The following is a 21,623-nucleotide window of genomic DNA, read 5'->3' on the forward strand; positions in this document are numbered from 1 at the left end:
TTGTGGCCGGCGGGGGGATAAGAAGTGTTACCGACAGGCCCCACAACCCCCTACGACTGCACCGCCGCCGGCTGGGATCGCGCCGGATCCGTCAGCTCACTCCCCTCCTCCGAAGGAGGGATCACCTGCCAAAACAGAGGCAGGTAGCGCTCCCAGTTCTGCAGGATGCGCTCGGCTTTGGGGGAATGGGTGCGGCGGTAGTGCTCTTGGATCAGGCCCTTCAGTTGCGCTTCCGCCGCCGCCGTCTGTATCCGCTGGATGCGCACGATCTCGCCGTTGACCTTGGCGGGGAAGTTGCCCTCTTCATCGAGCACGTAGGCCAGGCCGCCGGTCATGCCCGCCCCCAGGTTGCGGCCCACCCGCCCCAGCACCACCACCACACCGCCGGTCATGTACTCGCAGCAGTGGTCGCCGGATCCCTCGATCACCGCCTGGGCGCCGGAGTTGCGCACGGCAAAGCGCTCCCCCGCCTGGCCGTTGGCAAACAGGGATCCGCCCGTGGCCCCGTACAGACAGGTGTTGCCCAGGATTACATTTTCCGCCGGATCCCGCGGGGCTTCTGGGGGAGCCAGAATGACAATTTCACCGCCGCACATGCTCTTGCCCACGTAGTCGTTGGCTTCTCCCGTCAGGGTCAGGCGCATGCCCGCCAGGGTAAAGGCCCCAAAGCTCTGGCCGGCTGTGCCCACAAAGCGCAGATCCAACAGCCCCCCTTGTCGGACAAAGCCGGTATCCCCATACAGCCGAGCCAGGGTGCCGGCAATGCGCCCGCCCACGCAGCGGTCGGTGTTGGCGATGGGCAGCTCCAGCATGGCCGCGCCGCAGGTCTCGATGGCCTTTTGCACCTCGGGCCGGGCCAAGATGGCGTCATCCAGCACCGGGCCATTGGAGTGCACCGGCTCGTGCTCCAGCCACTCTGGGCGCTTGTGGGGATCAAAGCCCGGCGGAGTTCGCAGCAGACACTCCAAATTCAAGGACTGGGTTTTCGCCAAAGCCACATCGGCGCGGGGGCAGAGCAGATCCACCCGCCCAATGACCTCCTCCAGGGAGCGGTAGCCCAGCCGGGCCAGGATCTGGCGCACTTCCTCGGCCACAAAGGCGAAGAAGGTCACCACCTGGTCCGGAGTGCCAGGGAAGCGCTTGCGCAGCTCTTCCTTTTGGCTGGTCACCCCCACCGGGCAGTTGTTGGTGTGGCACACCCGCGCCATGATGCACCCCTCGGCAATCATGGCTACTGTCCCGAAGCCGAACTCCTCTGCCCCCAGCATGGCCGCCATCACCACTTCCCAGCCGGTGCGAATGCCGCCGTCCACCCGCAGAATTACCCGCTGCCGCAGGCCGTTTTCCAAGAGAGCATGATGCACCTCCACCAGGCCCAGCTCCCAGGGTGCCCCCGCATGTTTGATGGAGCTCAGGGGAGAGGCCCCTGTGCCCCCCTCGTGGCCGGAGATCTGGATGATGTCGGCATTGGCCTTGGCCACTCCCGCCGCCACGGTGCCGATGCCCACCTCCGCCACCAGCTTCACCGACACCTGCGCCTGCGGGTTAACCTGGTGCAAATCGAAGATCAACTGCGCCAGATCCTCAATCGAGTAGATGTCGTGGTGGGGCGGCGGCGAGATCAGGGTCACCCCCGGCTTGGAGCGGCGCAGCTTGGCGATGTAGGGGCTGACCTTTTTGCCGGGCAGTTGTCCGCCTTCGCCCGGCTTGGCCCCCTGGGCAATTTTGATCTCGATTTGCCGCGCGTTGAGCAGGTACTCCGGCGTCACGCCAAAGCGGCCCGAAGCCACCTGCTTCACCGCCGAGCTGGCGTTGTCCCCCATGCGCAGGCCCTTAAGGTGAGGAAAGCGCGCCGAGGTCCCCTCGGGTGTTACATCGGTGATGGGGATGTAGCGCTCCGGATCTTCCCCGCCTTCGCCGGAGTTGGACTTGCCGCCGATGCGGTTCATGGCAATGGCCAGGGTCTCGTGGGCCTCGCGGCTGAGGGCCCCCAGCGACATTCCCCCCGTGGCAAAGCGCTTGAAGATCTCGGTGGCCGGCTCCACCTCCTCCAGGGGAATGGGATCCCGGTCGCTGCGAAAGTCCAGCAGATCCCGCAAGGCTGTGGGGGTGCGGCCCCGCAGATAGGTCCGGTAGATCTCGTAGTGGTCGGGCTGGCCTGAGGCAATGGCCTTGTGGAGCAGCTTGGCCATCTCCGGGCTGTTGATGTGGTATTCCCCCTTGGGCCGCGCTTGGATGAAGCCAAAGTTCTCCAGCTTTTTCGAGGTGAGCTGGGGGAAGGCTCGCTGGTGATTGGCCATGCCCTCGCGGGCCAGATCCGCCAGCGTCATCCCCCCCACCCGCGACACCGTGCCGCGGAAGGCCAGATCGATCACCTCTTGGCTGAGGCCGATGGCCTCGAAGATCTGGGCCCCGTGGTAGCTGGAGAGGAGGGAAATGCCCATCTTGGAGAGGATCTTGAGCAAGCCCGCCTCGATAGCTGCCCGGTACTTCAGTTGAGCTTCGGCCAGAGAGAGCTGGGGCAGCTTGCCGGCGGCCATTTGGGTTTGCGTCTTGGGCTTGTGCCACCACTGGCGCACCGCCTCATAGGCCAGGTAGGGACAGACGGCGCTGGCCCCGTAGCCAATTAGACAGGCAAAGTGGTGGGTACTCCAGCACTGGGCTGTCTCCACCACCAGGGAAGCGCGCAGGCGCAGCCCCTCCTGGATGAGGTGATGGTGGATGGCCCCCACGGCCAGCAGAGGCGGGATCAAGGCCTGCTCGGCGCTCAGGCCGCGATCCGAGAGGATTAAGATCTCTGCTCCCTCCCGCACCGCTTGCGCCGCCTCTTGACAGAGGGCTTGCACCTGGGCGGCCAGCCCTGCTGGCCCAGCGGCCACCGGGTAGAGGATCGGCAGCGTGCGGCAGGGAAAAGGCGTCTGCTGCAGGGCGGCCAGCTCCGCCTCGTTGAGCACCGGGCTGCGCAAGTGCAGCAGACGGGCATGCTCTGGGCGAATCTCCAGCAGGTTGCCTTTGGATCCCAGGTACACCTCCAAAGACATCACCAGGCTCTCCCGCAGGGGATCAATAGCCGGGTTGGTTACCTGGGCAAAGCGCTGCTTGAAGTAGTCGTAAAGGGGGTGGGGCTGGGTGGAGAGCACTGCCAGCGGCGCGTCGTCCCCCATGCTGAAAACCGGCTCTTTGCCTGTGGCGGCCATTTCCTCGATGATCATCTCCACATCTTCCGAGGAGTAGCCGCAGGCAGTTTGCAGTTGGAGCAGCTGCTCTTCGGTAAGCTGCGGGGCGTTCTCAAAGTCTTGGCTAGCCAGCTGAACGCGGTGAGCCCTTAACCACTCCCCATAGGGGTGCTGAGCTGCCACCTGGGTCTTGATCTCCCAGTTTTTGTAAAGCTGGCCACTTTGCAGATCCACCGTCAGCATCTGCCCCGGCCCCAGCCGCCCCTTTTCCAGGATCTCGGCTTCCGGCAGCGGAACCACCCCGGCCTCTGAAGCCACCACCAGCAACCCATCGCGGCTGAGGGCATAGCGGGCCGGGCGCAAGCCGTTGCGATCCAGGGTGGCGCCAATGGTTTTGCCGTCGCAGAAGACCACCATAGCCGGCCCGTCCCACGCTTCCTGCAGGCCGGCGAAGAACTCGTAGAAGTCCACCACTTCCGGGCGATCTTGCAGCTCCGGCTGGTGGCGGTAGGCCTCCGGGATCAGCGCCATCATCGCCTGCTGGCTGGAGTAGCCCGACGCGATCAAGAGCTCAAAGACCGCGTCCAGGCCCGCTGAGTCGCTGCTGCCGGGATCGATGACGGGTTTGAGCTCCTCGATGGCCTCGCCCCAGAGGGGATGGGCCAGGGTGGGCTCGCGGGCAGCCATCCAGTTGACGTTGCCGAGATACGTGTTGATCTCGCCGTTGTGGCAGAGGTAGCGGAAGGGCTGGGCCAGCGACCAGCGGGGCAAGGTGTTGGTGCTGAAGCGGCGGTGATAGGTGGCGTAGGCGGTGGTGTAGAGGGGGTTGTGCAGATCGCGGTAAAACTGGCCCAGCACCGCCGATTGCACCATGCCTTTGTAGACAATCAGCCGGCAGGAGAGAGAAGCAAAATAGATGGAATAAAAGCCAAACCGGCTTTCCACCTGCCGCCGCAGACGCCGCCGCAGCAGATAGAGCTGCCGCTCCAGCTCATCTCCCGCCAGCCTGGGATGGGTGAGAAGCATCTGCCAGATAGAAGGCAGGGTTTGCCGCGCCATCGGCCCCAGGCACTCCGGATTGACCGGCACCTGGCGCCAGAGGGGCCGCCCCCACTCGCTGGTGGCCAAGTAGTCGTCGATAAGCTGGCGTACCGCCTGGCACTCGGCGGGAGCCTGAGGCAAAAACACCATGCCCACCGCGCTGCGGCCGGGATCCCAAGCCCGGATCTCGTCCCTCTCTGCCTGCAGCAGTTGCCAGGGAATGGCTGTGGCAATGCCGGCCCCATCGCCGCTTTGGTTGTCGCCGCCGCAGCCGCCGCGGTGCTCCATGCAGGCGAGAGCTTGGAGGGTTTTTTGCAGCAGCTCGTGGCTGGCTCTCCCCTGGCGATCCACCAAAAACCCAACGCCACAGGCATCCCGCTCTTGAAAGTGCCAGCTTTCCTGCAGGATGGGAACCGAGACCTGGGAGCGATGGGGATTCATGGGGAAAAACGGCTTGGAATGAATCACGCTTTAGAGTTGGGAAACTAGCATATCGCAATCCAATCCGGCAGGAAAAGGGGTCAGCCCCAAGTCAAGCTGGATTTTGCCGATAGGACAATCGGATAAGCGAAGAAAGCCAAAAAAGGCTCGCTACGAACAGATTTTTCCAGTTTTTCTGCCAGCTTCTTCGGCAGACTTTGGACGATCTGGGACAACCAGAGGGTATGCCTCAGCTGGCGCTGGCTTCGCTTGCCGCCAACCGGCCATGTGGAGAACTGCCATTAACTGTTATCTGAAGAAGTCGGAAAATGTATTTCGCAGATCGGAGAGCCGGTCGTTGAAGCAGGTGAGCCGGTCATCGGTGGAGCTCACCAGGGTTAAATCTGCCCTGCCGGTTGCGCCCTCGGATCCCAAGAGGGGGACGCTCATGCGGCTGGGATCCGCAGGATTCTGGGAGACGCGGATGACAGCTTGCTGGCGGTTGAACTGATAGGCCTCGGCCACGTAGCGGATGGGCTCGCTCAAATTGGGATCCACCGGCAAGCTGGGGGCCGGCAAAAGATCCACCAGCTCGGTAAAGGTGCCGCTCCGCAGGCCCACCACGGCAGCAGCCCCCAACTGGTTGCAGATGGCGATGAGCACCGGCTCTTGGGCGCTGGCGCTGACGTTGGCCAAGGTGACGGTGACGGTGGCCCGGCTGGGCGCTGGGGGATAGGTGATCTCAAAGGTGCGGGCAGAGGCGTTGCCCAGCTCGTCGCGGGCGCGGAAGCGGAGCTGCCCTCTGTAGGGCAGGATGGAGGAGAAGTAGAGGCCAAAGCGATCGCTAGGGCCCCGTCCAGGGATGTTGGCCTGGCCGGGGACGTAGGCGAGGACGGCCCGCGTCTGCCAATTGTTGGGCGGCGCATAGGGCAGCAGCGGGCCGCTATTGAGGCTGGGGGGTTCTCTGGGAGGCGGATCCGGCTGGCCATCTCTGTTCAAGTCCAGGCCGTTGCCCAAAAAAGCCACCGAGCGTTGGAGCAGGATGGGGCGGTTTTGGGTATCGACCAGAGGAGACCGCCCTTCCGCCAGCCCCGCATTCTCCACATAGACGTTGAAGGGGCGATTCAAGATCTGGTTGTCCCGCTGCCGCCGCACGTTGAACTGCAAGTAGGGCCCCACCGCGCCCGCTGTCGGGGATCCCCCTGTAATTTCAAAGTCGTCGGCCCGCAGAAAGGCATTTTCCAGCGGGCTAAGCGGCGTTGTCGCCTCGCCACAGCCGACCAGGCCGAGCGCCAAGATCGCCCCAGCTGCCAAAGATCCCAGTCTAGGTTTGACGAGATTTGGGATAAGAGATTGAACAGGGGAAGTCGGGCCCGCACAGGTGGGATGCGCAGGCCGGCAGGCAAGCTTTGGCTTCACCATTCATCTTCTCCCCACAACAGAGATTGGCGACCGGGCTGAGCGGGAAATCGGCGAAAATCCACCTGCAGCCCCCCAGCGTCGCCTGAACCACTATATCCTGAGCTTCGGTTTGGATCCCACCATCCCTATGGGGTTGGGAGCCATGAGTCGGCGATAGGGAGGGAGGAATTGAGGGAATCGCTACTCCTTTCTCCTGAGCCGGCTTGATAGCTTAGAGGGAGCGAAAGGTGGATGCCCATGTCAGATACCCCTGCAGTCTTGGTAGAACAACTCCAGAAGCGCTACGGCTCCACAGTGGCCGTGGCCGATGTCTCCTTCCAAGTAGAGCCCGGCCAGATCTACGGCATTCTCGGCCCCAACGGCGCCGGCAAAACCACCACCCTGCACTGCCTGTGCACCCTGCTGCGCCCCGACGCAGGCCGGATCGAGGTGTGCGGGATCCCCGTCAACGAAAATCCCAAGGCAGTACGCGAAAAGCTGGGCTTTGTTGCCCAGGAGGTGGCTTTGGATAAGGTGCTGACGGGGCGAGAATTGTTGCAGTTGCAGGCCGATCTCTACCACCTGCCGCGGCCCTTGGCCCAAGAGCGGATTGCCACCGTCCTCGAATTACTGGGGCTGGCCGACCGGGCCGACCAACGCATCGGCACCTACTCCGGCGGCTTGCGCAAACGCCTCGATCTGGCGGCAGGACTGCTGCACCAGCCCCAGGTGTTGGTTTTGGACGAGCCCACGGTGGGCCTAGACGTTCCCAGCCGGCAGGCCATCTGGGACTTCCTGCGCCAGCTCAAGAACACCGGCGTTACAGTGGTGCTCAGCAGCCATTACCTGGAGGAGATCGACCTATTGGCCGACCGGGTGGCCATCATCGACCGCGGCAAGGTGATTGCCGAAGGCACCCCAGAAGAGCTAAAAGCCCGCGTCGGCGGCGAGCGCATCACCGTCAAGCTGCAGGAGTTTGCGCCGCCAGAACTGGCCCAACGGGGGGCCGAACTGCTGGGATCCCTGCCCTTTGTCCAAAAAGTGGTGATCAACAGCGCCCAGGGCAACGCCCTCAACCTGGTGGTGCAGCGCAACGGGGAGGATCCCCTCAGCCAGATCCGCGCCCACCTCGAGGCCCATGGGCTGGAGGTGTTTAGCAGCAGCCAATCTCGCCCCAGCTTGGATGACGTGTATTTGGCGGCAACCGGGCAAACCCTCCTGGATGCGGAGCTGGCTGCCGCCGAAGCCAACCTGGGCAAAAAGAAAAAGTAACTTCATTTTCAAGAGCAATGCAACGGTTCCCCACGTCGATCCCTAACTCCCCAATTGAGCCATACTGATTACAGCCTTTTAATTTAAAATAGGGTACAGGTATTCAAGAGGAAGGAGAGAAAGGAATGCCGACTCATTCTTTGGATTTGCGGCAAAGAGTTGTAGCAGCCTATCAGGCAGGTAACACCTCCATCCGCCAGGTAGCTAAACGCTTCATGGTGACCAAAAGAACAGTACACCGCTGGGTGCGTCAGTACCAACAAACTCAAGATTTAGCTCCTAAGAAAGCAGGCACCAAGCGAGTGGGCATTTTGGAACAACATCGGCAGGAAGTGATGGCAATTATTACAGAACACCCAGACTTCTACCTGTGGCAGTATCAAGAACTGTTGCGCGAGCGCTTAGGAATCAATGTAAGCATCGTCACGATACATAATTTCTTGAAAAAGCAAGGAATGACTCTAAAAAAAAGACCTACCGCAGTGCAAAAGTCAAAGAAGAGGAGGTGCAAAGGGAACGACTAGCTTATAGTCAAGAAGTCAGGAATATTCCAGCGGAGGATTTGATTGCCATCGACCAGACGGGAGTCTGGGAGGGAATGGAGCGGAGAGTATCTCGGAGTTTACGTGGTCAAAGGGCTTATCATTATCGTCAGAGATACAAGGGTGAAAAGTATACAGTTATTGGAGCTATTTCCTTGAGAGGTGTAGTTGGCTGTCGTGTCATCAAGGGTGGGATGAAGAAAGGAGACTTTTTGGAGTTTTTGAGAAGCGAGCTATGTCCGAAGCTAGATGCGAGGAAGGTTGTGATTATGGACAATTTAAATATCCACAAGAGTCGGGAAGTTGAGGAATTGATTAGGGGGACAGGAGCACGAATCCTATACCTGCCTGTGTATGCGCCGGAGTTGAATCCCATTGAGATGATGTGGTCGGTATTGAAGTATTTTATTCGGCAGCTTTGCAGAATTGGGAAATATAGCATGGAGCAGACAGTGAAGACTTCTTTACTACTGATCAATCCATCCTCCTTCCGAAGTTGGTTTGCTAAGTGCTGCTATTGTACCCCTTGAGCCCTTAACAGGCTGTACAAGCTGATATGTACAAAGTTCCATTGATATTGATTGATCGATTGAAGATTGCATTGATGATTATTGATCGCAACATTGCAGGAGCCTTGGTATGACCTCTGCCGCTTCCCCCATCCAATCCAACCCGATTCCTCTATTTACAGCCGACTTTTGGCAGGAGACCTTTGCCCTCGCCCGCCGCTTGTTTATCCAATTGCAGCGTCGCCCCGCCACCCTGCTGGTCGGCATCATCCAGCCGCTGCTCTGGCTGATTTTGTTCGGGGCCTTGTTCCAGAATGCCCCTGCCGGCATTTTCGGGGCCGGACAAAACTACACCCAGTTTTTGGGGGCAGGCGTGATCGTGTTTACGGCCTTTGGCGGGGCCTTGAACGCCGGTGTGCCGGTGATTTTCGACCGGGAGTTCGGATTTTTAAACCGATTGCTGGTGGCTCCCCTCACCTCTCGCTTTTCCATTGTGCTGGCCTCTAGCCTGTTCATCGTCAGCTTGGCGCTGCTGCAGACGGCGGTGATCGTGGGGGCAGACTACGTCCTCGGCGGCGGGATCCCGGACGGGCCGGGCTTGGCGGTGGTGGCGTTGATCGTGGGCCTGTTGGTCTTGGGTTTCACCGCCCTGAGCTTGGGCCTGGCCTTTGCCATGCCGGGGCACCAGCAGTTGCTGGCCTTTATCTTTTTGGTGAATCTGCCGCTGATCTTTTCCAGCACCGCTTTGGCTCCCCTCAGCTTTATGCCCACCTGGCTTCGCTGGGTGGCCAGCCTCAACCCGCTCACCTTTGCCATCGAGCCGATTCGCCACGTCTATCGCAGCAGCACCTGGAGCTTTGCCGATGTGGTGCTGCAGGCCCCCTGGGGCGAACTCACCCTGGCGGGATCCCTGGGGCTCTTGACAGGGTTTGTGGTGGTGTCAGTGCTGCTGGTGCAGGGGGTGCTGCGCAAGAGTTTGGCCTGAGCATTTTGCCCAGGCTGTGCCCCTCAAAGCCACTGGCGGGAGACGGACTTCTCTAGCTCTGCCTGCGCTTGCTGCACCAGGGCCAGAGGGCTGTCCTTTGCTGGCGAGAGATGTAGAGGAGGGGTGAGGCTGCGGGCCTGCAGGGCCATGTGGAGCTGCAGTTCGGTTACATAGTCGCGCAGGTCAAAGCCAGCGGCAGAAGAGGAGCGAGCTGTAGCGGAAGCGTAAGAGGCAGACATCACGGCAAGAAGTCCCTCGGAAAATGGCCACCGTCGCCCTGCTACGCTATCACGCCTGCTCCCCTCGAGGGAGTTCCAGAATGTTAGCTTTGATTAAGCTTTGCAACAGATTTTGGCCATGGCGGTTCTTGAAGATTGGCAGCGCTCCAAGTTGGATCCCAGCGACGATGCCCTCTTTTACGACTATCCCCGCTTCGTAACCCATGTGGATGCCGGCTTCATCGGCCAGCTCACGGATCTCTACCGCCGCTACTTGCAGCCCCAGACCCGCATTCTCGACCTAATGAGCAGTTGGGTTTCCCATTTGCCCCCGGAGATGGATTTTGCCCATGTGGAAGGGCATGGGATGAATGCTCAGGAACTGGCCGCCAACCCCCGGCTTGACCATTTCTTCGTCCAGAACCTCAACCAAAACCCGCTTCTGCCCTTCCCGGACTGCACTTTTGATGCAGCGCTGAACGCGGTTTCGGTGCAATACCTGCAGCAGCCGGAGCAGGTGTTTGCCGAGGTGCATCGCATCCTCAAGCCCCAGGGCCTTTTCATTGTCAGCTTCTCCAATCGCATGTTTTTCCAGAAGGCCATCCAGGCCTGGCGGGATGGCTCGGAAGCAGAGCGGGTGGAGCTGGTCAAGCGCTATTTTGAGTCGGTGCCGGGATTCGAGATCGTCGAGGTGATCCAGCGGCCTGCTCCCCTGGGTTGGCTTGCCCTTTTGGCTGGCGGGGATCCCTTTTACGCTGTGGTCGGTCGGCGAACCGAGGCATGAGGCCATCCATCTTGCGCGTGGCGCCCTTGCATTTCTGGACTCCAACCGGCATGCCGCTGCGGTTCCCCGGCCTTGAGGGGCGGGTTGCTCCCTGCCGAACGACGGGGGCAAAGGCGACGAGACTGGATCCCTGAGGCAAACTGCCATCCCGAGGAGGTTCTGCGGGGGTTCTCCGGGCAAGCTTAGGAAGGGGGGGGCAAAGGGATCTGCAGCTCCACCACTGTGCCGCTACCCAAGCGGCGGTTGCGCCAGGTGATGGTTGCCCCGATTAGCTCGGCTCGGTAGCGCATGTTGAGCAATCCATGGCCGTGGCCAGGTTTCTGATCGGGATCGATCCCACCGTTGAACTCCGGCATGCCACGGCCATCGTCGATGATCTTCAGCTCCAGGTGGGTGTAAGGGGCTTCGGGATTGACAGAAGGCTCCTCTGCGCCGCTACCGGCTTGAACCTTGGGCTGAATGGTGATGTCGATGCGCCGTGCCCCTGCGTGTTTGACGATGTTGTTCAGCGCCTCCTGCACGATCCGAAAGATGTTGCTTTGGCAGGCAGGGCTGAGACGGGAGAGCAGGCCATCGGCGCGGTTGTCGAAGCGGGTGAGAAGCGGGTGAGGAGAACGCTGGGCCGCCCGTTCCAGAAGGCTGCGCAGAGCCGGGCCCAGGTTAAAAGCCCGCATGGCCAGCGGCTGCAGATCCTCGACGATCCCCCGCAACTCGGCCATGGTCTCCTGCAGTTGGACGCTCATGACGCGTAGCTGAGCCTGGCCGGCAGGGCTGAGGGTCGGATCGCCGGCGAGCTCCTGAATCTGACGAGACAGAGCTCCCAGATCCGCTAGGGTCTGATCGTGCAGATCGGCGGCCAGGCGACGACTTTCCGCCTCTCGCCCCTCGGTCAGCCCTTGCAAGGCTGCTGCCGTCGCCTCTTGACGGCGAACCTGCTCGTAGAAGGAGGCCCGCTGCAGCGCCACTGCCGCAATGTCCGCCAGCGCTTCCACCAAGTCCCTATCTGCAGGGGCAAATCCGGCGGCTTCGGGGGCAGTATCGGCAGTTGGAGGCTTCCGGCCTGCCGTCGCCAGGGGCGGAATGGAGGCGCAGAGCACACCCGCAATCTGGTTGGCATCGGTAACCAGAGGTACACACAGTAGGGAGCGGATGCCCTTCTGCAACAGCGTCTGGCGGGTGGGAAGGGGCAGCGGAAAGGTTTGGACATCGGGGATCAGCAGCGTGTCCAGATGGGTGTAGCAACTTACCCAAATGAGCTGGCTCAGCTCAGGGGTCAACGTCTGCCCCACCTGGGAAGGGATCCCCGGCTGACGGCGGTATTCCTGAAGAATGGCGAGGGGTTCTGGAGCCGCTGCAGGCTGTTGGGCGCTCGGCCCATAGCCGCTCCGCGGCGCCACAAAAGTACAGCGATCGACCTGCAAAACTTCCGCCATGCCCTCGAGGGCAATCTCTACCACTTGGTGGGGATCATAGGTGCCGCTGAGGCGCTGGGCGACCTGGCGCAACAAGCTTTCCCGCTGGGCCGAGATGCGGGTTTGCTCGTAAAGTTGCGCCTGTTGGAGGGCGATCCCCGCCTGCTCGGCCACGGCTTCCGCCAACTCCAGATCCTCCGGCTGCCAGGGGGATCCGCCGTGAGGGTAGCGCAGCAGGGCAATACCCCCCAACACTTCCTGTTGTCGCTGCGGCTGGTCAGAGGCAAACAAAGGCACCCACAACAGCCCGCTTCCCTGCCGCTGCGGCTTCAAGTCATCCGGCACCACCACCGGCTCCTTCAAGGTGGTCAGCAGGCTGGCTGCCAAGCGCAACTTGGCCTGAACCGTTTCCGACAATTCCGGCGGGATCCCCGGCTCCGGCCAGGGCTTCTGGAGGGATCCCGTCAGCGGGGCATCCAGCAAGGGCTCCGTCCCGCTCACGCGCACGGCAGGGGTGAGCTCCGGCGCATAGATGCCCACAGGATGCAGCATCTCCTGTTCTGGCTGCCAAAGGGCCAAGATACACACATCCGCCTGAAAAGCCGCACCAATCTGCTGGGTAATCGCGTGGAAGAGAGTGGTGGGCTCCAGGCTGGAGCGAATTGCCGCTGTGATCGAGTGCAACAGCGCCAGCCGTTCCGCCTGCCGATGGGCCCGCTCAAACAGGCTGGAACGAGTTAGGGCAATCGCCAGTTGGTAGGCCACCGAGCGCAACAGGTCAATCTCCTCCGGCTGCCAGGGGTGGGGTGTAGTTAGGTATACCCCCAGCAGCCCGATCATCCCCCCTGGCGCAGCAGCCAAGTCGGATCGGCCCGTCTGCGGATCCCTGCCGCCGGCTTCCCCCAGCCCGGCTCCTGCTGAGCCCACCGCTTGCAACGGGATCAGCACCGCCGAGCGAGCCTGTAGCGCCTGGAAAGCGGCCAGTCCCTGCGGCGGCAACAGATGTTCCTGAGCCGGCTGCATATGCAGGGCTATTTGCACCACCTGCCCCTCCTGCAACCGCTCGCACAGCGAGCCAAAGTCTTGGATCCGGTACACCTGCCCCAGGGACGGGGCCAGCCCAGGGCTTAGGGCCTCGTGGGTGACCTGAACCGTCTCCTGATCCGGGTTGATACTGTAAAAACAACAGCGGCTCAGCCCCTTCACCCCTTTCGAGAGAAAGGCGTGCTGCAGCTCCTTCAGGGCAGTGCTGACGATTTGATCCCACTGCAGAAAGCGGTGGACAGTGCTGGTGATGCGGTTGAGCAACGCCTCCCGCACCGCCTGTCGGCGGCTGCGCTCCAGCAGCTTGGCATTGATAATGGCGCTGGCCGTATAGGAACAAAGAAACTTCACTACTTCTACAAAGCTGGCCTCCAAGGGTGTCCGGCTCAGCAGAGCCAAAGCGCCCAGCCGCTCCTCCCCGCGGTTAATTGGGTAGGCGACAAAGCCCCGCAGGCCATTGGCCCTCACCCACTCCGGGGCAGGCATCCAGACCTCTTGATCCGGGTTGTTGCTCAAGAGGGGCAACCCTTGCTGGACCACACGCCCCATAGGGCTGTCATCGGGGTAGATTCGCTCAATTTGGGCGTGGGCAGGGCTGAGCAGGCCAGCATGGGCCACCGACCGAAAGCAACCCTCTTGCGGGTCGAAAAACCAGAGGCGAGCGGAGGCCACGCCCAGGCGGCTCACCATCTGGTGCACTAGGGTTTGAGCCAACTTGAGCAGGCCTTGCTCCCACACCTCCGGCTCCGCCGCTTCTGAAGCCTCTTGCGAAGAGAGCAGCACCAGTTCCTGAACGATTTGGTTGGCAGCCTGAAGCTGGATCAAGAAAGTGGAATCCGGATCGACAAAAGCCTGCAAAGGCATAGCAGCAAGCAATAGAAAAGTCAACTCCAACAGCCTGAACTCAGGCAACCACCTTCTGCACCGCCTCCAGCCGCCCCAAAGCCCAGCCCCGCCGCTGCAACAGCGCAAAAGAGGCCATCAAATCCGGCCCCTGCAGATCCCCTGTCAGGGCGGCCCGCAAGCTTTTCAGCAGCAGGCCCTTTTTCATCCCCTGGCTTTTGGCCACCTCTTCCACCAGCGGTTTTAGGCTGTCCGCGGAAACTGGCTGGGGCAACTCAGCAGCAGCCAACGTGGTGGCCATGGCGGCCATCGCTTCCGCCACCCCCGGCAGGCGCAACTGTTCCAGAGCCGGCAACGAGTAGCTGAGGGGCTCTTGAAACAAAAAGCGGCTCAGGGGAGGAGCCTCCGTCAGGCGGTCGATGCCCTCGGCGATTAGGCAGGCCACCTCTTCCAGCCAAGTGGGATCCGGCACGGATCCCAGGTCAAACCCCGCCGCCTGCCAAAAGGGTGTCAGCCGCTCCACCAATTCTGCCGGGGAGAGCTGCTTGATGTACTGGCTGTTGATCCAGTTGAGCTTGTTCCAATCAAAACGAGCGGCAGCCCGGTTGACCCGGTCGAAGTCAAACATCGTAGCCGCCTTTTCCAACGAGAAGATCTCTTCCCCATCGGGAGGCGACCAACTGAGCAAAGCCAAGTAATTCTTGAGAGCTTCCGGCAAGAAGCCCATCTGCTGAAACTCCGCCACCGAGGTCGCCCCATCCCGCTTGGAGAGCTTCTTCCCTTCTGGATTCAGGATCAGGGGAGAATGGGCAAACTGCGGCGGTTCATGACCCAGAGCGCGGTAGAGCAAGATCTGCTTAGGCGTGTTGCCGATATGGTCTTCGCCACGGATGACATGGGTGATGCCCATGTCGATGTCGTCCACCACCACTGCCAGGTTGTAGAGAGGGTAGCCATCCGCCCGCGCGATCACCATGTCTCCCCCCAAATCCTGGGTGTTCCAGGTAATGGGGCCGCGGATAAGATCCACCCACGACACCTCCAGGGGCTCCTCGATCTTGAAACGGATCACCGGCTGCCGACCCTCGGCTTCATAGGCCCGTCGCTGCTCCTCAGTGAGAAAGCGGTGGCGGTTATCGTAGCGGGGAGCCTTGCCGGCGGCCTTCTGCGCAGCGCGCATTGCTTCTAGCTCCACCTCGCTGACATAGCAGCGGTAAGCCAGCCCCTGGTCCAAAAGCTGCTGCACCACCGCTTGGTAGCGCGCGATGCGGTTGGACTGGTAGATGGGCCCCTCATCCCAATCCAGTCCCAGCCAGGCTAGCCCTGCTAAGATGTTGCGGGTGTAGCGGGGGGAAGAGCGCTCGCGGTCGGTGTCTTCGATGCGCAAAATGAACTGGCCACCGTGGCGGCGAGCGTAGAGCCAGTTAAACACCGCCGTCCGGGCGGTGCCGATGTGCAAGTTGCCAGTTGGGCTAGGGGCAAGGCGAACGCGAACACTCACAGGCAACGGTTCTCAAACAGTGCATCCCGATCCTAGTCGGCAGGGGGATCCCGTGTCATGTTGGGGGCTGCAACCGTTGTCAACCGAAGTCTTTCGGGTAGAATCCGCCTTAGCTGCCGGTCAAGAGGTAGGCTCCCCGGGGGTCAAGGTTGGTGGGCAACGCCCAGCTTCTGCTTTTTCCGGTGTTGAGGAACGAACTACAGTAGCGTAGGAGGAACTACAGCACATGCGTCTAACCCTGGCGATTGTTCTGGGCTGTCTAGCCGCCGGGATCCCGGCGGGGGCTGTTTTTGCCCAAATTGCCTATCCTTCTTACCCGGTGGGGGATGCCCTGGATGCGATCCTGCTGGATAGGGGCAGAGATGCGGATCCGGTGGTTTTCCCTGAAGAGGTAGTGCGCTCCCAGGCCCGGCGAACCACCGCCTTCTTCACCACTTTGCTGAACCAGCGCACCAACATCCCGCCCTTGCGCTCGCTGGATTTGCCCAGCCCCTACCAAGCCTCGGTCCGCACCCAGGCTGGCTATTACCGCGTTACCCAGACAGAGCCTGTTTTGGACGCCGAGCTCCTCCGCTAGGCAAGGCAGATACCCAGCCTGCATTGTGTAGAACCTCTACAAATTCGTGGTTTCGGCCAGGGGGCGTCGGGCCGAGAGGCTAAGATCGGCTTGTAGCGTGTTCAGGCTGCCTATGTCTGCCCGATCCAAAGTAGAAGCCCTCCCCAAGGGCATGGATCCCCGCCAGTTCACTGCAGCCGATGTGGCGGCCATTGCGGAGCGTCTGGAGCGCAACGAGTACCCCAACGTGTTCGACTGCCTGGAGGATTGGCACACCCTGCGGGCCATTGCCTTTTACTCTCCCGAGCTGGTGGCTCCTTATGCCCATCTGTTGGAGTGGGAAGTGGATGAAGACTAGAGCTGTCCTTGTAGCTCTGAGCTTTGCTTAGAAGGGATCCCCCTCCTCAACCAGAAGGGGGAGAAGAGCTTCCATCTAGCCCCTGTCTGCGAATAAGATAGCGCACTTCTTCGAGGAGAACGTTAAACCTCTGGTCATTCTCGATCTGACGCTGGTTGATGGCCTGGATAGCGCGTTCGTGCTCTTGTTGCAATGCAGTGAGAGTGATGAGAGCTTGAGTTACTTCCTCGGCCCATTCGGCCAAGTGTGCTAAGTCCGAGCGGGTCTCACGGACAACTTCCTGTAAGTCTCTCAAGCCTTGCGCTTGAGCCACGTTTTGCTCATAGCTTTCCCGAATGGCCTGGCGCAGCTGCTCAATTTCCCGGCTGCGAGCGGCGTTTTGCTCGCTCAGCTCGGCGTGGCTTTCCCGAATGGCCTGGCGCAGCTGCTCAATTTCCCGGCTGCGAGCGGCGTTTTGCTCGCTCAGCTCGGCGTGGCTTTCCCGAATGGCCTGGCGCAGCTGCTCGATTTCCCGGCTGCGAGCGGCGTTTTGCTCGCTCAGCTCGGCGTGGCTTTCCCGAATGGCCTGGCGCAGCTGCTCGATTTCCCGGCTGCGAGCGGCGTTTTGCTCGCTCAGCTCGGCGTGGCTTTCCCGAATGGCCTGGCGCAGCTGCTCGATTTCCCGGCTGCGAGCGGCGTTTTGCTCGCTCAGCTCGGCGTGGCTTTCCCGAATGGCCTGGCGCAGCTGCTCGATTTCCCGGCTGCGAGCGGCGTTTTGCTCGCTCAGCTCGGCGTGGCTTTCCCGAATGGCCTGGCGCAGCTGCTCGATTTCCCGGCTGCGAGCGGCGTTTTGCTCGCTCAGCTCGGCGTGGCTTTCCCGAATGGCCTGGCGCAGCTGCTCGATTTCCCGGCTGCGAGCGGCGTTTTGCTCGCTCAGCTCGGCGTGGCTTTCCCGAATGGCCTGGCGCAGCTCTTGGATCTCGCGGCTGTTAGCAGCAGTTTGCTCGGCTGCCTGAGCTAGGAGTTGTTCTACTCGATCTAAGCGGTCTTGGCCGTTCATTCTGAAACCCTTGGATACCCACCGCGGGAACTACAAACCCATTCCTGCCAATGTGTCAATCACCTGCTCCAGGATCAGCGTGAGGTTGGGGTGAGAGGTTTCAAACAGTGCCAGCGCTTCCCCAATGCGAGCTTTGCGCCCTGGGTTTTGTTGGCCCTTGGTTGGGGATCCCAGCTCTGCCAGCACGGCTTCCACCTCCTGGCGGATGGCGGCAATGTGCTGCCGCTGCCTTTCATCCAAGCCGGAGGTTTTTTGCAGCTCAACATCCAGATCGTGCAGCAGTTGTCGCAGTTTTGATTCGGCCATTCTCAAAAAGACCTTAACAAATCAAATCAAGTTTTGACCACGCTGACTCGATCATACGTCCTGTGACATCCTCTCCCGCTAAGCCCTGACGGGCTGTAGACGGGAGCTTCCGAGAATCACTTCTCGGAGTTGCTGCTTCAACGGACTGGTAAACCAGGATCCTCCACAGCCAGAGAGCGGCAGTCCCACCGCCCCCCTATATCCCCCCGTATACGGGGGGACCTGAGTCCACGCTTCAAAATCTCGATAGCAGCGTTCAAGTCTCTGTCCCACGACCCGCAACGGGGGCAATCATGCACCCGTTCCGACAAGGCCTTGGGAACACGCTCCTCACAAACACAACAATTTTGGGACGTACCACGGGGATCCACTCTCAACACCTGTTTGCCGCGTTTGACCGCCACTGCTGTCAGAATGTCAAGAAATTGTCCCCAAGCCGCATCCAAAATCGATTTAGCCAACCGAGTCCGTGCCAGCCCTCGGACGTTGAGATCCTCCACCACCAACAGGTCGTATTGCCCCACCAGCCAGTGCGCCACTTGGTAGTGGAACGCTTTGCGTTGTCGGGCAACGTGCAACTGCAAACAAGCAACTTTCGTGGCTTGTCTCTTCCAGTTGGCGGATCCCTTCACCTTGCGGCTCAGTTGCCGCTGCTGTCGGGCCAAGTGCTTTTGAGCTCGGCGGTAGTACCGCGGGATAGGCACCACCTCCCCATCGCTGGTGGTGAGAAACCTATCCAATCCCACATCAATGCCCACCGCCTTTTTGATCGGCACAGGCTCTGGGAGAGGAACGCTTTTGTCTTCCAAGCTGATGCAGACATACCACCCATCGGCCTTGCGCACCACTGTGCAGGTTTTGGGCACAAACCCCTCCGGCAAGGGGCGGTGCAGCACCACAGGCATCGAGCCAATCTTGCTCAGCCGCAGAGTCTCCCCTTCCAGATGCGCTCCCGCCTTGGGGCAATTGATGCGGGGGAATGTGAAGGATCTCAACTCCCCCGCTTTTTTGAAGCGAGGCCGCCCCCGCCGCTTGCCTGTGCTATCCGGCACCTGCCACGCTTTCCACGCCTTGTCCAGCCGCATCAAGTTTTGCTGCAGCACCTCGGCGTAAATGCCCCGGTAGGCCGGGAACAGTTGCTTGATTTGTTTGAGGGATCCCGCCTGCCGATAATAATTCGGCTCCAGCGGAGCTTCTGACACAGGCAACGGGCACGAGACAAGACTGCAACGGTCAATTGGGCAACGGGTTGCGGTCAGCCAGTCCAGTCTCTGCCCCAGAGCGTCGTTCCACTGCCGCCGCAACAATTCCAGCCACTCGGTCATCAGAGCGGCTTGGTCGTCGCTGGGCAGGATCCGGTACTCGTGGGTGATAATCATGAGACGGTTCTAGCATTTAGCGCAACGAGCTACAACATAGGCCATCGTTCTGTTTACAGCCTACAAATCCACTTGGTGCTGGTGACAAAGTACCGTCGTCGGGTGATACAGCCTTTTAATTTAAAATAGGGTACAGGTATTCAAGAGGAAGGAGAGAAAGGAATGCCGACTCATTCTTTGGATTTGCGGCAAAGAGTTGTAGCAGCCTACCAGGCAGGTAACACCTCCATCCGCCAGGTAGCTAAACGCTTCATGGTGACCAAAAGAACAGTACACCGCTGGGTGCGTCAGTACCAACAAACTCAAGATTTAGCCCCTAAGAAAGCAGGCACCAAGCGAGTGGGCATTTTGGAACAACATCGGCAGGAAGTGATGGCAATTATTACAGAACACCCAGACTTCTACCTGTGGCAGTATCAAGAACTGTTGCGCGAGCGCTTAGGAATCAATGTAAGCATCGTCACGATACATAATTTCTTGAAAAAGCAAGGAATGACTCTAAAAAAAGACCTACTGCAGTGCAAAAGTCAAAGAAGAGGAGGTGCAAAGGGAACGACTAGCTTATAGTCAAGAAGTCAGGAATATTCCAGCCGAGGATTTGATTGCCATCGACCAGACGGGAGTCTGGGAGGGAATGGAGCGGGGAGTATCTCGGAGTTTACGTGGTCAACGGGCTTATCATTACCGTCAAAGATACAAGGGTGAAAAGTATACGGTTATTGGAGCTATTTCCTTGAGAGGTGTAGTTGGCTGTCGTGTCATCAAGGGTGGGATGAAGAAAGGAGATTTTTTGGAGTTTTTGAGAAGCGAGCTATGTCCGAAGCTAGATGCGAGGAAGGTTGTGATTATGGACAACTTAAATATCCACAAGAGTCGGGAAGTTGAGGAATTGATTAGGGGGACAGGAGCACGAATCCTATACCTGCCTGTGTATGCGCCGGAGTTGAATCCCATTGAGATGATGTGGTCGGTGTTGAAGCATTTTATTCGGCAGCTTTGCAGAATTGGGAAATATAGCATGGAGCAGATAGTGAAGACTTCTTTACTACTGATCAATCCATCCTCCTTCCGAAGTTGGTTTGCTAAGTGCTGCTATTGTACCCCTTGAGCCCTTAACAGGCTGTAACTGCTCCAATGTTGCAGAGGCTGGAAGATATATTTCGAGCGACCTGCCAAAAGTGGCGCTGTTCCTTGGTGGAGTTCGACGGTGAGGCGGATCATGTGCATCTGTTGGTGAGTTTTCCGCCGGATGTCCAGGTCTCGAAGCTGGTGAACAACCTGAAAACAGTCTCCAGCCGGTTGATTCGCAAAGAGTTCGTCACAGAGGTGGCACGGTTCTACAGCAAGCCTGTATTTTGGACAGGGGCCTATTTTGTTGCCTCTTGTGGTGGGGTCACCGTTGAGCAGTTGAAGAAGTATGTCGAGCAGCAGGCAACGCCCAGATTGTGAGACTCAGGGGCATTGAACCCCTTCGTCTCACCGCCTATCCTCCATCCCGCCAAGCTGCGCTGTGGCGGGAGTACCCCGGAGGTTCTGATGGGCAGGAGCGGAGATCGCTCTTTTGGGGGTGGCTGAGGCGGCAAAGGTTAACTTTTGCAGCCAGGGATCCCAACCTTGGAGCAACTCTCATTAGGATGGCCAGTAGCCTTGCTGTCTATCCCTATGTCTGAGCTGGCATTGGCCCTGCTGGGGGCAGCAGTTGCCGTTGCCCTGTTCCTAGGAATTAGACAGGGCCAGGGGCTGTTGCAGCGGTGGGCAGCAACGCAACGTCTGGGTGAGGCTAGGGCACTGGTGGCTGGGGCTTTTGTCCAGCCAGATGGAAGAGCGGTGGGAGTAAGTTGGGGATGAAGCATGGAAGGGAGCAAGGGCTGGAAAAAAGAGCAGTTGGGATTCTTGAAGGGAATGCCCTGGCTGGCTTTGGGACTGGCGCTGGTCTTATTGGTGTGGAATGGGCTTGGCAGCAATGGAGGAGCGATGGCCAGTCCCGGTGAAGGATCCCGAACTTTGACGGTAACCGGCCAGGGATCTGTTGCCGTGGAAACCTCAATTGCGATGATCCGGCTAGGGGTGGTGCTCCAAGGGGAGACGGCGCAATCGGTACAGCAACAGGTGGCCGAGCGCTCGGAGCGGCTGGTGAACCGCCTCAAAGAGCTGCAGGTGAGCGCCCTGCAGACCACCGGCATTTCCCTCTATCCCCAATACGACTACCAAGAGAGCCCGCCTCGCCTGGCAGGGATCCGGGGGCAAAACAGCTTCCAATTTGAGGTGCCCATAGCCCGAGCAGGACAAGTGCTGGATGAAGCCGTGGCTGCCGGAGCCAACCAAGTGGAGTCGGTCAGCTTCCGAGCCGATGAGGCCGCCCGGTTGCAGGCACGCAGCCGCGCCCTAACCCAAGCTATGGAAGATGCTCGACGCCAAGCCAGCGACGTGCTGGGGGCCTTGAACCTGAGCATCCGTTCCGTGGAACGCATCCGGATTCACAGCGACAGCTATGTCCAACCCCCGTCCCCAGGCATGGGTGGAGCGGAGGAGGATGCCCCTCTCCAGGCAGCCACCACGCCAGTGGAAGGGGGACAGCAAACGGTGCGCGCCCAAGTCACGCTCGAGATTCGTTTCTAGGTTCCTGTGGCGGCCATGAAATCGCGTCGAACCCTGCCTTCCCTCTCGCTGGGGCAGAGAAGGATTCCCCCTGGGAGAGGGAGGAACGCCTAGAAGCCTCTTCCTCGGGTTGGGAATGACTACGAAACTTCAAAAATCTCAAAAAAATAACCCGGCAAAGTTAGGTAGTGGCTGCCAATCCCTACGTCTAGAATGGCGATGGAAAACCATTGGAAAGT

18 protein-coding genes and 1 pseudogene are annotated in these 21,623 nt (G+C 60.1%); 11 read left to right on the top strand and 8 right to left on the bottom strand.

Going from position 1 to position 21,623, the window contains the following annotated elements; genetic code table 11:
* Positions 1–50: 50 nt before the first annotated feature.
* Both gltB and CYA_RS12660 read right to left on the bottom strand, forming a co-directional pair.
* Positions 51–4,658 carry a glutamate synthase large subunit gene (gltB, locus tag CYA_RS12655; RefSeq protein ID WP_011431483.1) on the bottom strand — a complete coding sequence of 1,536 codons (4,608 nt, stop codon included), beginning with the start codon at positions 4,656–4,658 and terminating at the stop codon, positions 51–53.
* Positions 4,659–4,946: 288 nt separating this feature from the next.
* The gene (locus CYA_RS12660) at positions 4,947–5,933 is read right to left on the bottom strand and encodes a hypothetical protein (RefSeq protein WP_228375364.1); all 987 of its coding nucleotides are present in this window, start codon (positions 5,931–5,933) and stop codon (positions 4,947–4,949) included.
* Between the two features lie 85 nt (positions 5,934–6,018).
* Between CYA_RS12660 and CYA_RS15135 the strand changes: the two genes are divergently transcribed.
* The 4 genes from CYA_RS15135 (at position 6,019) to CYA_RS12685 (ending at position 9,346) form a co-directional block, all read left to right on the top strand.
* Positions 6,019–6,216, top strand: coding sequence for a hypothetical protein (locus CYA_RS15135; RefSeq protein ID WP_011431486.1), 198 nt, complete (start codon positions 6,019–6,021; stop codon positions 6,214–6,216).
* Between the two features lie 74 nt (positions 6,217–6,290).
* On the top strand, positions 6,291–7,310 hold the full coding sequence (locus CYA_RS12670; RefSeq protein WP_011431487.1) for a daunorubicin resistance protein DrrA family ABC transporter ATP-binding protein: 1,020 nt from the start codon (positions 6,291–6,293) through the stop codon (positions 7,308–7,310).
* Between the two features lie 125 nt (positions 7,311–7,435).
* Positions 7,436–8,382, top strand: a protein-coding gene (locus CYA_RS14485; protein ID WP_148203219.1) for an IS630-like element ISSoc15 family transposase whose coding sequence is annotated in 2 segments (ribosomal slippage) — positions 7,436–7,772 and positions 7,772–8,382 — 948 coding nt in all. Because the reading frame shifts where the segments join, the coding sequence is not laid out codon by codon here.
* A 109-nt stretch (positions 8,383–8,491) separates the two neighbouring features.
* A complete protein-coding gene (locus tag CYA_RS12685; protein WP_011431489.1) occupies positions 8,492–9,346 on the top strand; it encodes an ABC transporter permease in 855 nt (284 codons plus the stop codon).
* Positions 9,347–9,369: 23 nt separating this feature from the next.
* Here the strand turns inward: CYA_RS12685 and CYA_RS12690 are convergent, their stop codons facing one another.
* A complete protein-coding gene (locus CYA_RS12690; RefSeq protein ID WP_011431490.1) occupies positions 9,370–9,585 on the bottom strand; it encodes a hypothetical protein in 216 nt (71 codons plus the stop codon).
* 118 nt (positions 9,586–9,703) lie between these two features.
* On the opposite strand from CYA_RS12690, the gene CYA_RS12695 reads away from it, so the two are divergent.
* Complete coding sequence (locus CYA_RS12695; protein WP_011431491.1) at positions 9,704–10,348, top strand: class I SAM-dependent methyltransferase; 645 nt, start codon at positions 9,704–9,706, stop codon at positions 10,346–10,348.
* 182 nt (positions 10,349–10,530) lie between these two features.
* Here the strand turns inward: CYA_RS12695 and CYA_RS13870 are convergent, their stop codons facing one another.
* Complete coding sequence (locus CYA_RS13870) at positions 10,531–13,668, bottom strand: GAF domain-containing sensor histidine kinase (RefSeq protein WP_143596985.1); 3,138 nt, start codon at positions 13,666–13,668, stop codon at positions 10,531–10,533.
* 40 nt (positions 13,669–13,708) lie between these two features.
* Complete coding sequence (gltX, locus tag CYA_RS12705; RefSeq protein ID WP_011431493.1) at positions 13,709–15,148, bottom strand: glutamate--tRNA ligase; 1,440 nt, start codon at positions 15,146–15,148, stop codon at positions 13,709–13,711.
* Positions 15,149–15,374: 226 nt separating this feature from the next.
* Here gltX and CYA_RS12710 point away from each other — a divergent pair, with 226 nt between their 5' ends.
* Together CYA_RS12710 and CYA_RS12715 are read left to right on the top strand one after the other, a co-directional pair.
* Positions 15,375–15,725, top strand: a complete 351-nt coding sequence (locus CYA_RS12710) for a hypothetical protein (protein ID WP_011431494.1) — start codon at positions 15,375–15,377, stop codon at positions 15,723–15,725.
* Between the two features lie 112 nt (positions 15,726–15,837).
* Positions 15,838–16,062: a DUF2555 domain-containing protein gene (locus CYA_RS12715; protein WP_083759181.1), complete on the top strand. Its 225-nt coding sequence runs from the start codon at positions 15,838–15,840 to the stop codon at positions 16,060–16,062.
* Between the two features lie 46 nt (positions 16,063–16,108).
* Here CYA_RS12715 and CYA_RS12720 read toward each other — a convergent pair whose 3' ends face one another.
* From CYA_RS12720 to CYA_RS12730, 3 genes are all read right to left on the bottom strand, one after another.
* Positions 16,109–17,101 carry a hypothetical protein gene (locus tag CYA_RS12720; protein ID WP_011431496.1) on the bottom strand — a complete coding sequence of 331 codons (993 nt, stop codon included), beginning with the start codon at positions 17,099–17,101 and terminating at the stop codon, positions 16,109–16,111.
* Between the two features lie 30 nt (positions 17,102–17,131).
* The gene (locus CYA_RS12725; RefSeq protein ID WP_041438641.1) at positions 17,132–17,407 is read right to left on the bottom strand and encodes a DUF4404 family protein; all 276 of its coding nucleotides are present in this window, start codon (positions 17,405–17,407) and stop codon (positions 17,132–17,134) included.
* Between the two features lie 137 nt (positions 17,408–17,544).
* The gene (locus CYA_RS12730; protein WP_228375365.1) at positions 17,545–18,786 is read right to left on the bottom strand and encodes an RNA-guided endonuclease InsQ/TnpB family protein; all 1,242 of its coding nucleotides are present in this window, start codon (positions 18,784–18,786) and stop codon (positions 17,545–17,547) included.
* 162 nt (positions 18,787–18,948) lie between these two features.
* On the opposite strand from CYA_RS12730, the gene CYA_RS14490 reads away from it, so the two are divergent.
* The 4 genes and pseudogenes from CYA_RS14490 to CYA_RS12755 all read left to right on the top strand — a co-directional run bounded on the left by CYA_RS14490 (position 18,949) and on the right by CYA_RS12755 (position 21,405).
* Positions 18,949–19,894 (top strand): IS630-like element ISSoc15 family transposase gene (locus CYA_RS14490; protein WP_148203201.1). Its coding sequence is split into 2 segments (ribosomal slippage): positions 18,949–19,289 and positions 19,288–19,894, totalling 948 coding nucleotides; the frame shifts between segments, so codons are not numbered across the junction.
* An 8-nt stretch (positions 19,895–19,902) separates the two neighbouring features.
* Positions 19,903–20,235: pseudogene (gene tnpA, locus CYA_RS12745) on the top strand (IS200/IS605 family transposase); the annotation flags it as partial.
* Between the two features lie 213 nt (positions 20,236–20,448).
* Positions 20,449–20,634, top strand: a complete 186-nt coding sequence (locus CYA_RS12750; protein WP_041438644.1) for a hypothetical protein — start codon at positions 20,449–20,451, stop codon at positions 20,632–20,634.
* A gap of 3 nt (positions 20,635–20,637) precedes the next feature.
* Entirely contained in the window at positions 20,638–21,405 is a 768-nt protein-coding gene (locus CYA_RS12755; RefSeq protein WP_148203220.1) for an SIMPL domain-containing protein, read from the top strand.
* Positions 21,406–21,623: the final 218 nt, after the last annotated feature.

Source organism: Synechococcus sp. JA-3-3Ab, assembly GCF_000013205.1.
Classification (GTDB): Bacteria; Cyanobacteriota; Cyanobacteriia; order Thermostichales; family Thermostichaceae; genus Thermostichus.

Excerpts from the sequence above, each read along its gene's own strand:
- CYA_RS12730 (WP_228375365.1), bottom strand. The coding sequence starts at position 18,786 with ATGATTATCACCCACGAGTACCGGATCCTGCCCAGCGACGACCAAGCC.
- CYA_RS12685 (WP_011431489.1), top strand. The coding sequence starts at position 8,492 with ATGACCTCTGCCGCTTCCCCCATCCAATCCAACCCGATTCCTCTATTT.
- gltB (WP_011431483.1), bottom strand. The coding sequence starts at position 4,658 with ATGAATCCCCATCGCTCCCAGGTCTCGGTTCCCATCCTGCAGGAAAGC.
- CYA_RS12750 (WP_041438644.1), top strand. The coding sequence starts at position 20,449 with ATGTCTGAGCTGGCATTGGCCCTGCTGGGGGCAGCAGTTGCCGTTGCC.
- CYA_RS12670 (WP_011431487.1), top strand. The coding sequence starts at position 6,291 with ATGCCCATGTCAGATACCCCTGCAGTCTTGGTAGAACAACTCCAGAAG.
- CYA_RS12710 (WP_011431494.1), top strand. The coding sequence starts at position 15,375 with ATGCGTCTAACCCTGGCGATTGTTCTGGGCTGTCTAGCCGCCGGGATC.
- CYA_RS12715 (WP_083759181.1), top strand. The coding sequence starts at position 15,838 with ATGTCTGCCCGATCCAAAGTAGAAGCCCTCCCCAAGGGCATGGATCCC.
- CYA_RS12695 (WP_011431491.1), top strand. The coding sequence starts at position 9,704 with ATGGCGGTTCTTGAAGATTGGCAGCGCTCCAAGTTGGATCCCAGCGAC.
- CYA_RS12720 (WP_011431496.1), bottom strand. The coding sequence starts at position 17,101 with ATGAACGGCCAAGACCGCTTAGATCGAGTAGAACAACTCCTAGCTCAG.
- CYA_RS12725 (WP_041438641.1), bottom strand. The coding sequence starts at position 17,407 with ATGGCCGAATCAAAACTGCGACAACTGCTGCACGATCTGGATGTTGAG.
- CYA_RS13870 (WP_143596985.1), bottom strand. The coding sequence starts at position 13,668 with ATGCCTTTGCAGGCTTTTGTCGATCCGGATTCCACTTTCTTGATCCAG.
- CYA_RS12690 (WP_011431490.1), bottom strand. The coding sequence starts at position 9,585 with ATGTCTGCCTCTTACGCTTCCGCTACAGCTCGCTCCTCTTCTGCCGCT.
- CYA_RS12755 (WP_148203220.1), top strand. The coding sequence starts at position 20,638 with ATGGAAGGGAGCAAGGGCTGGAAAAAAGAGCAGTTGGGATTCTTGAAG.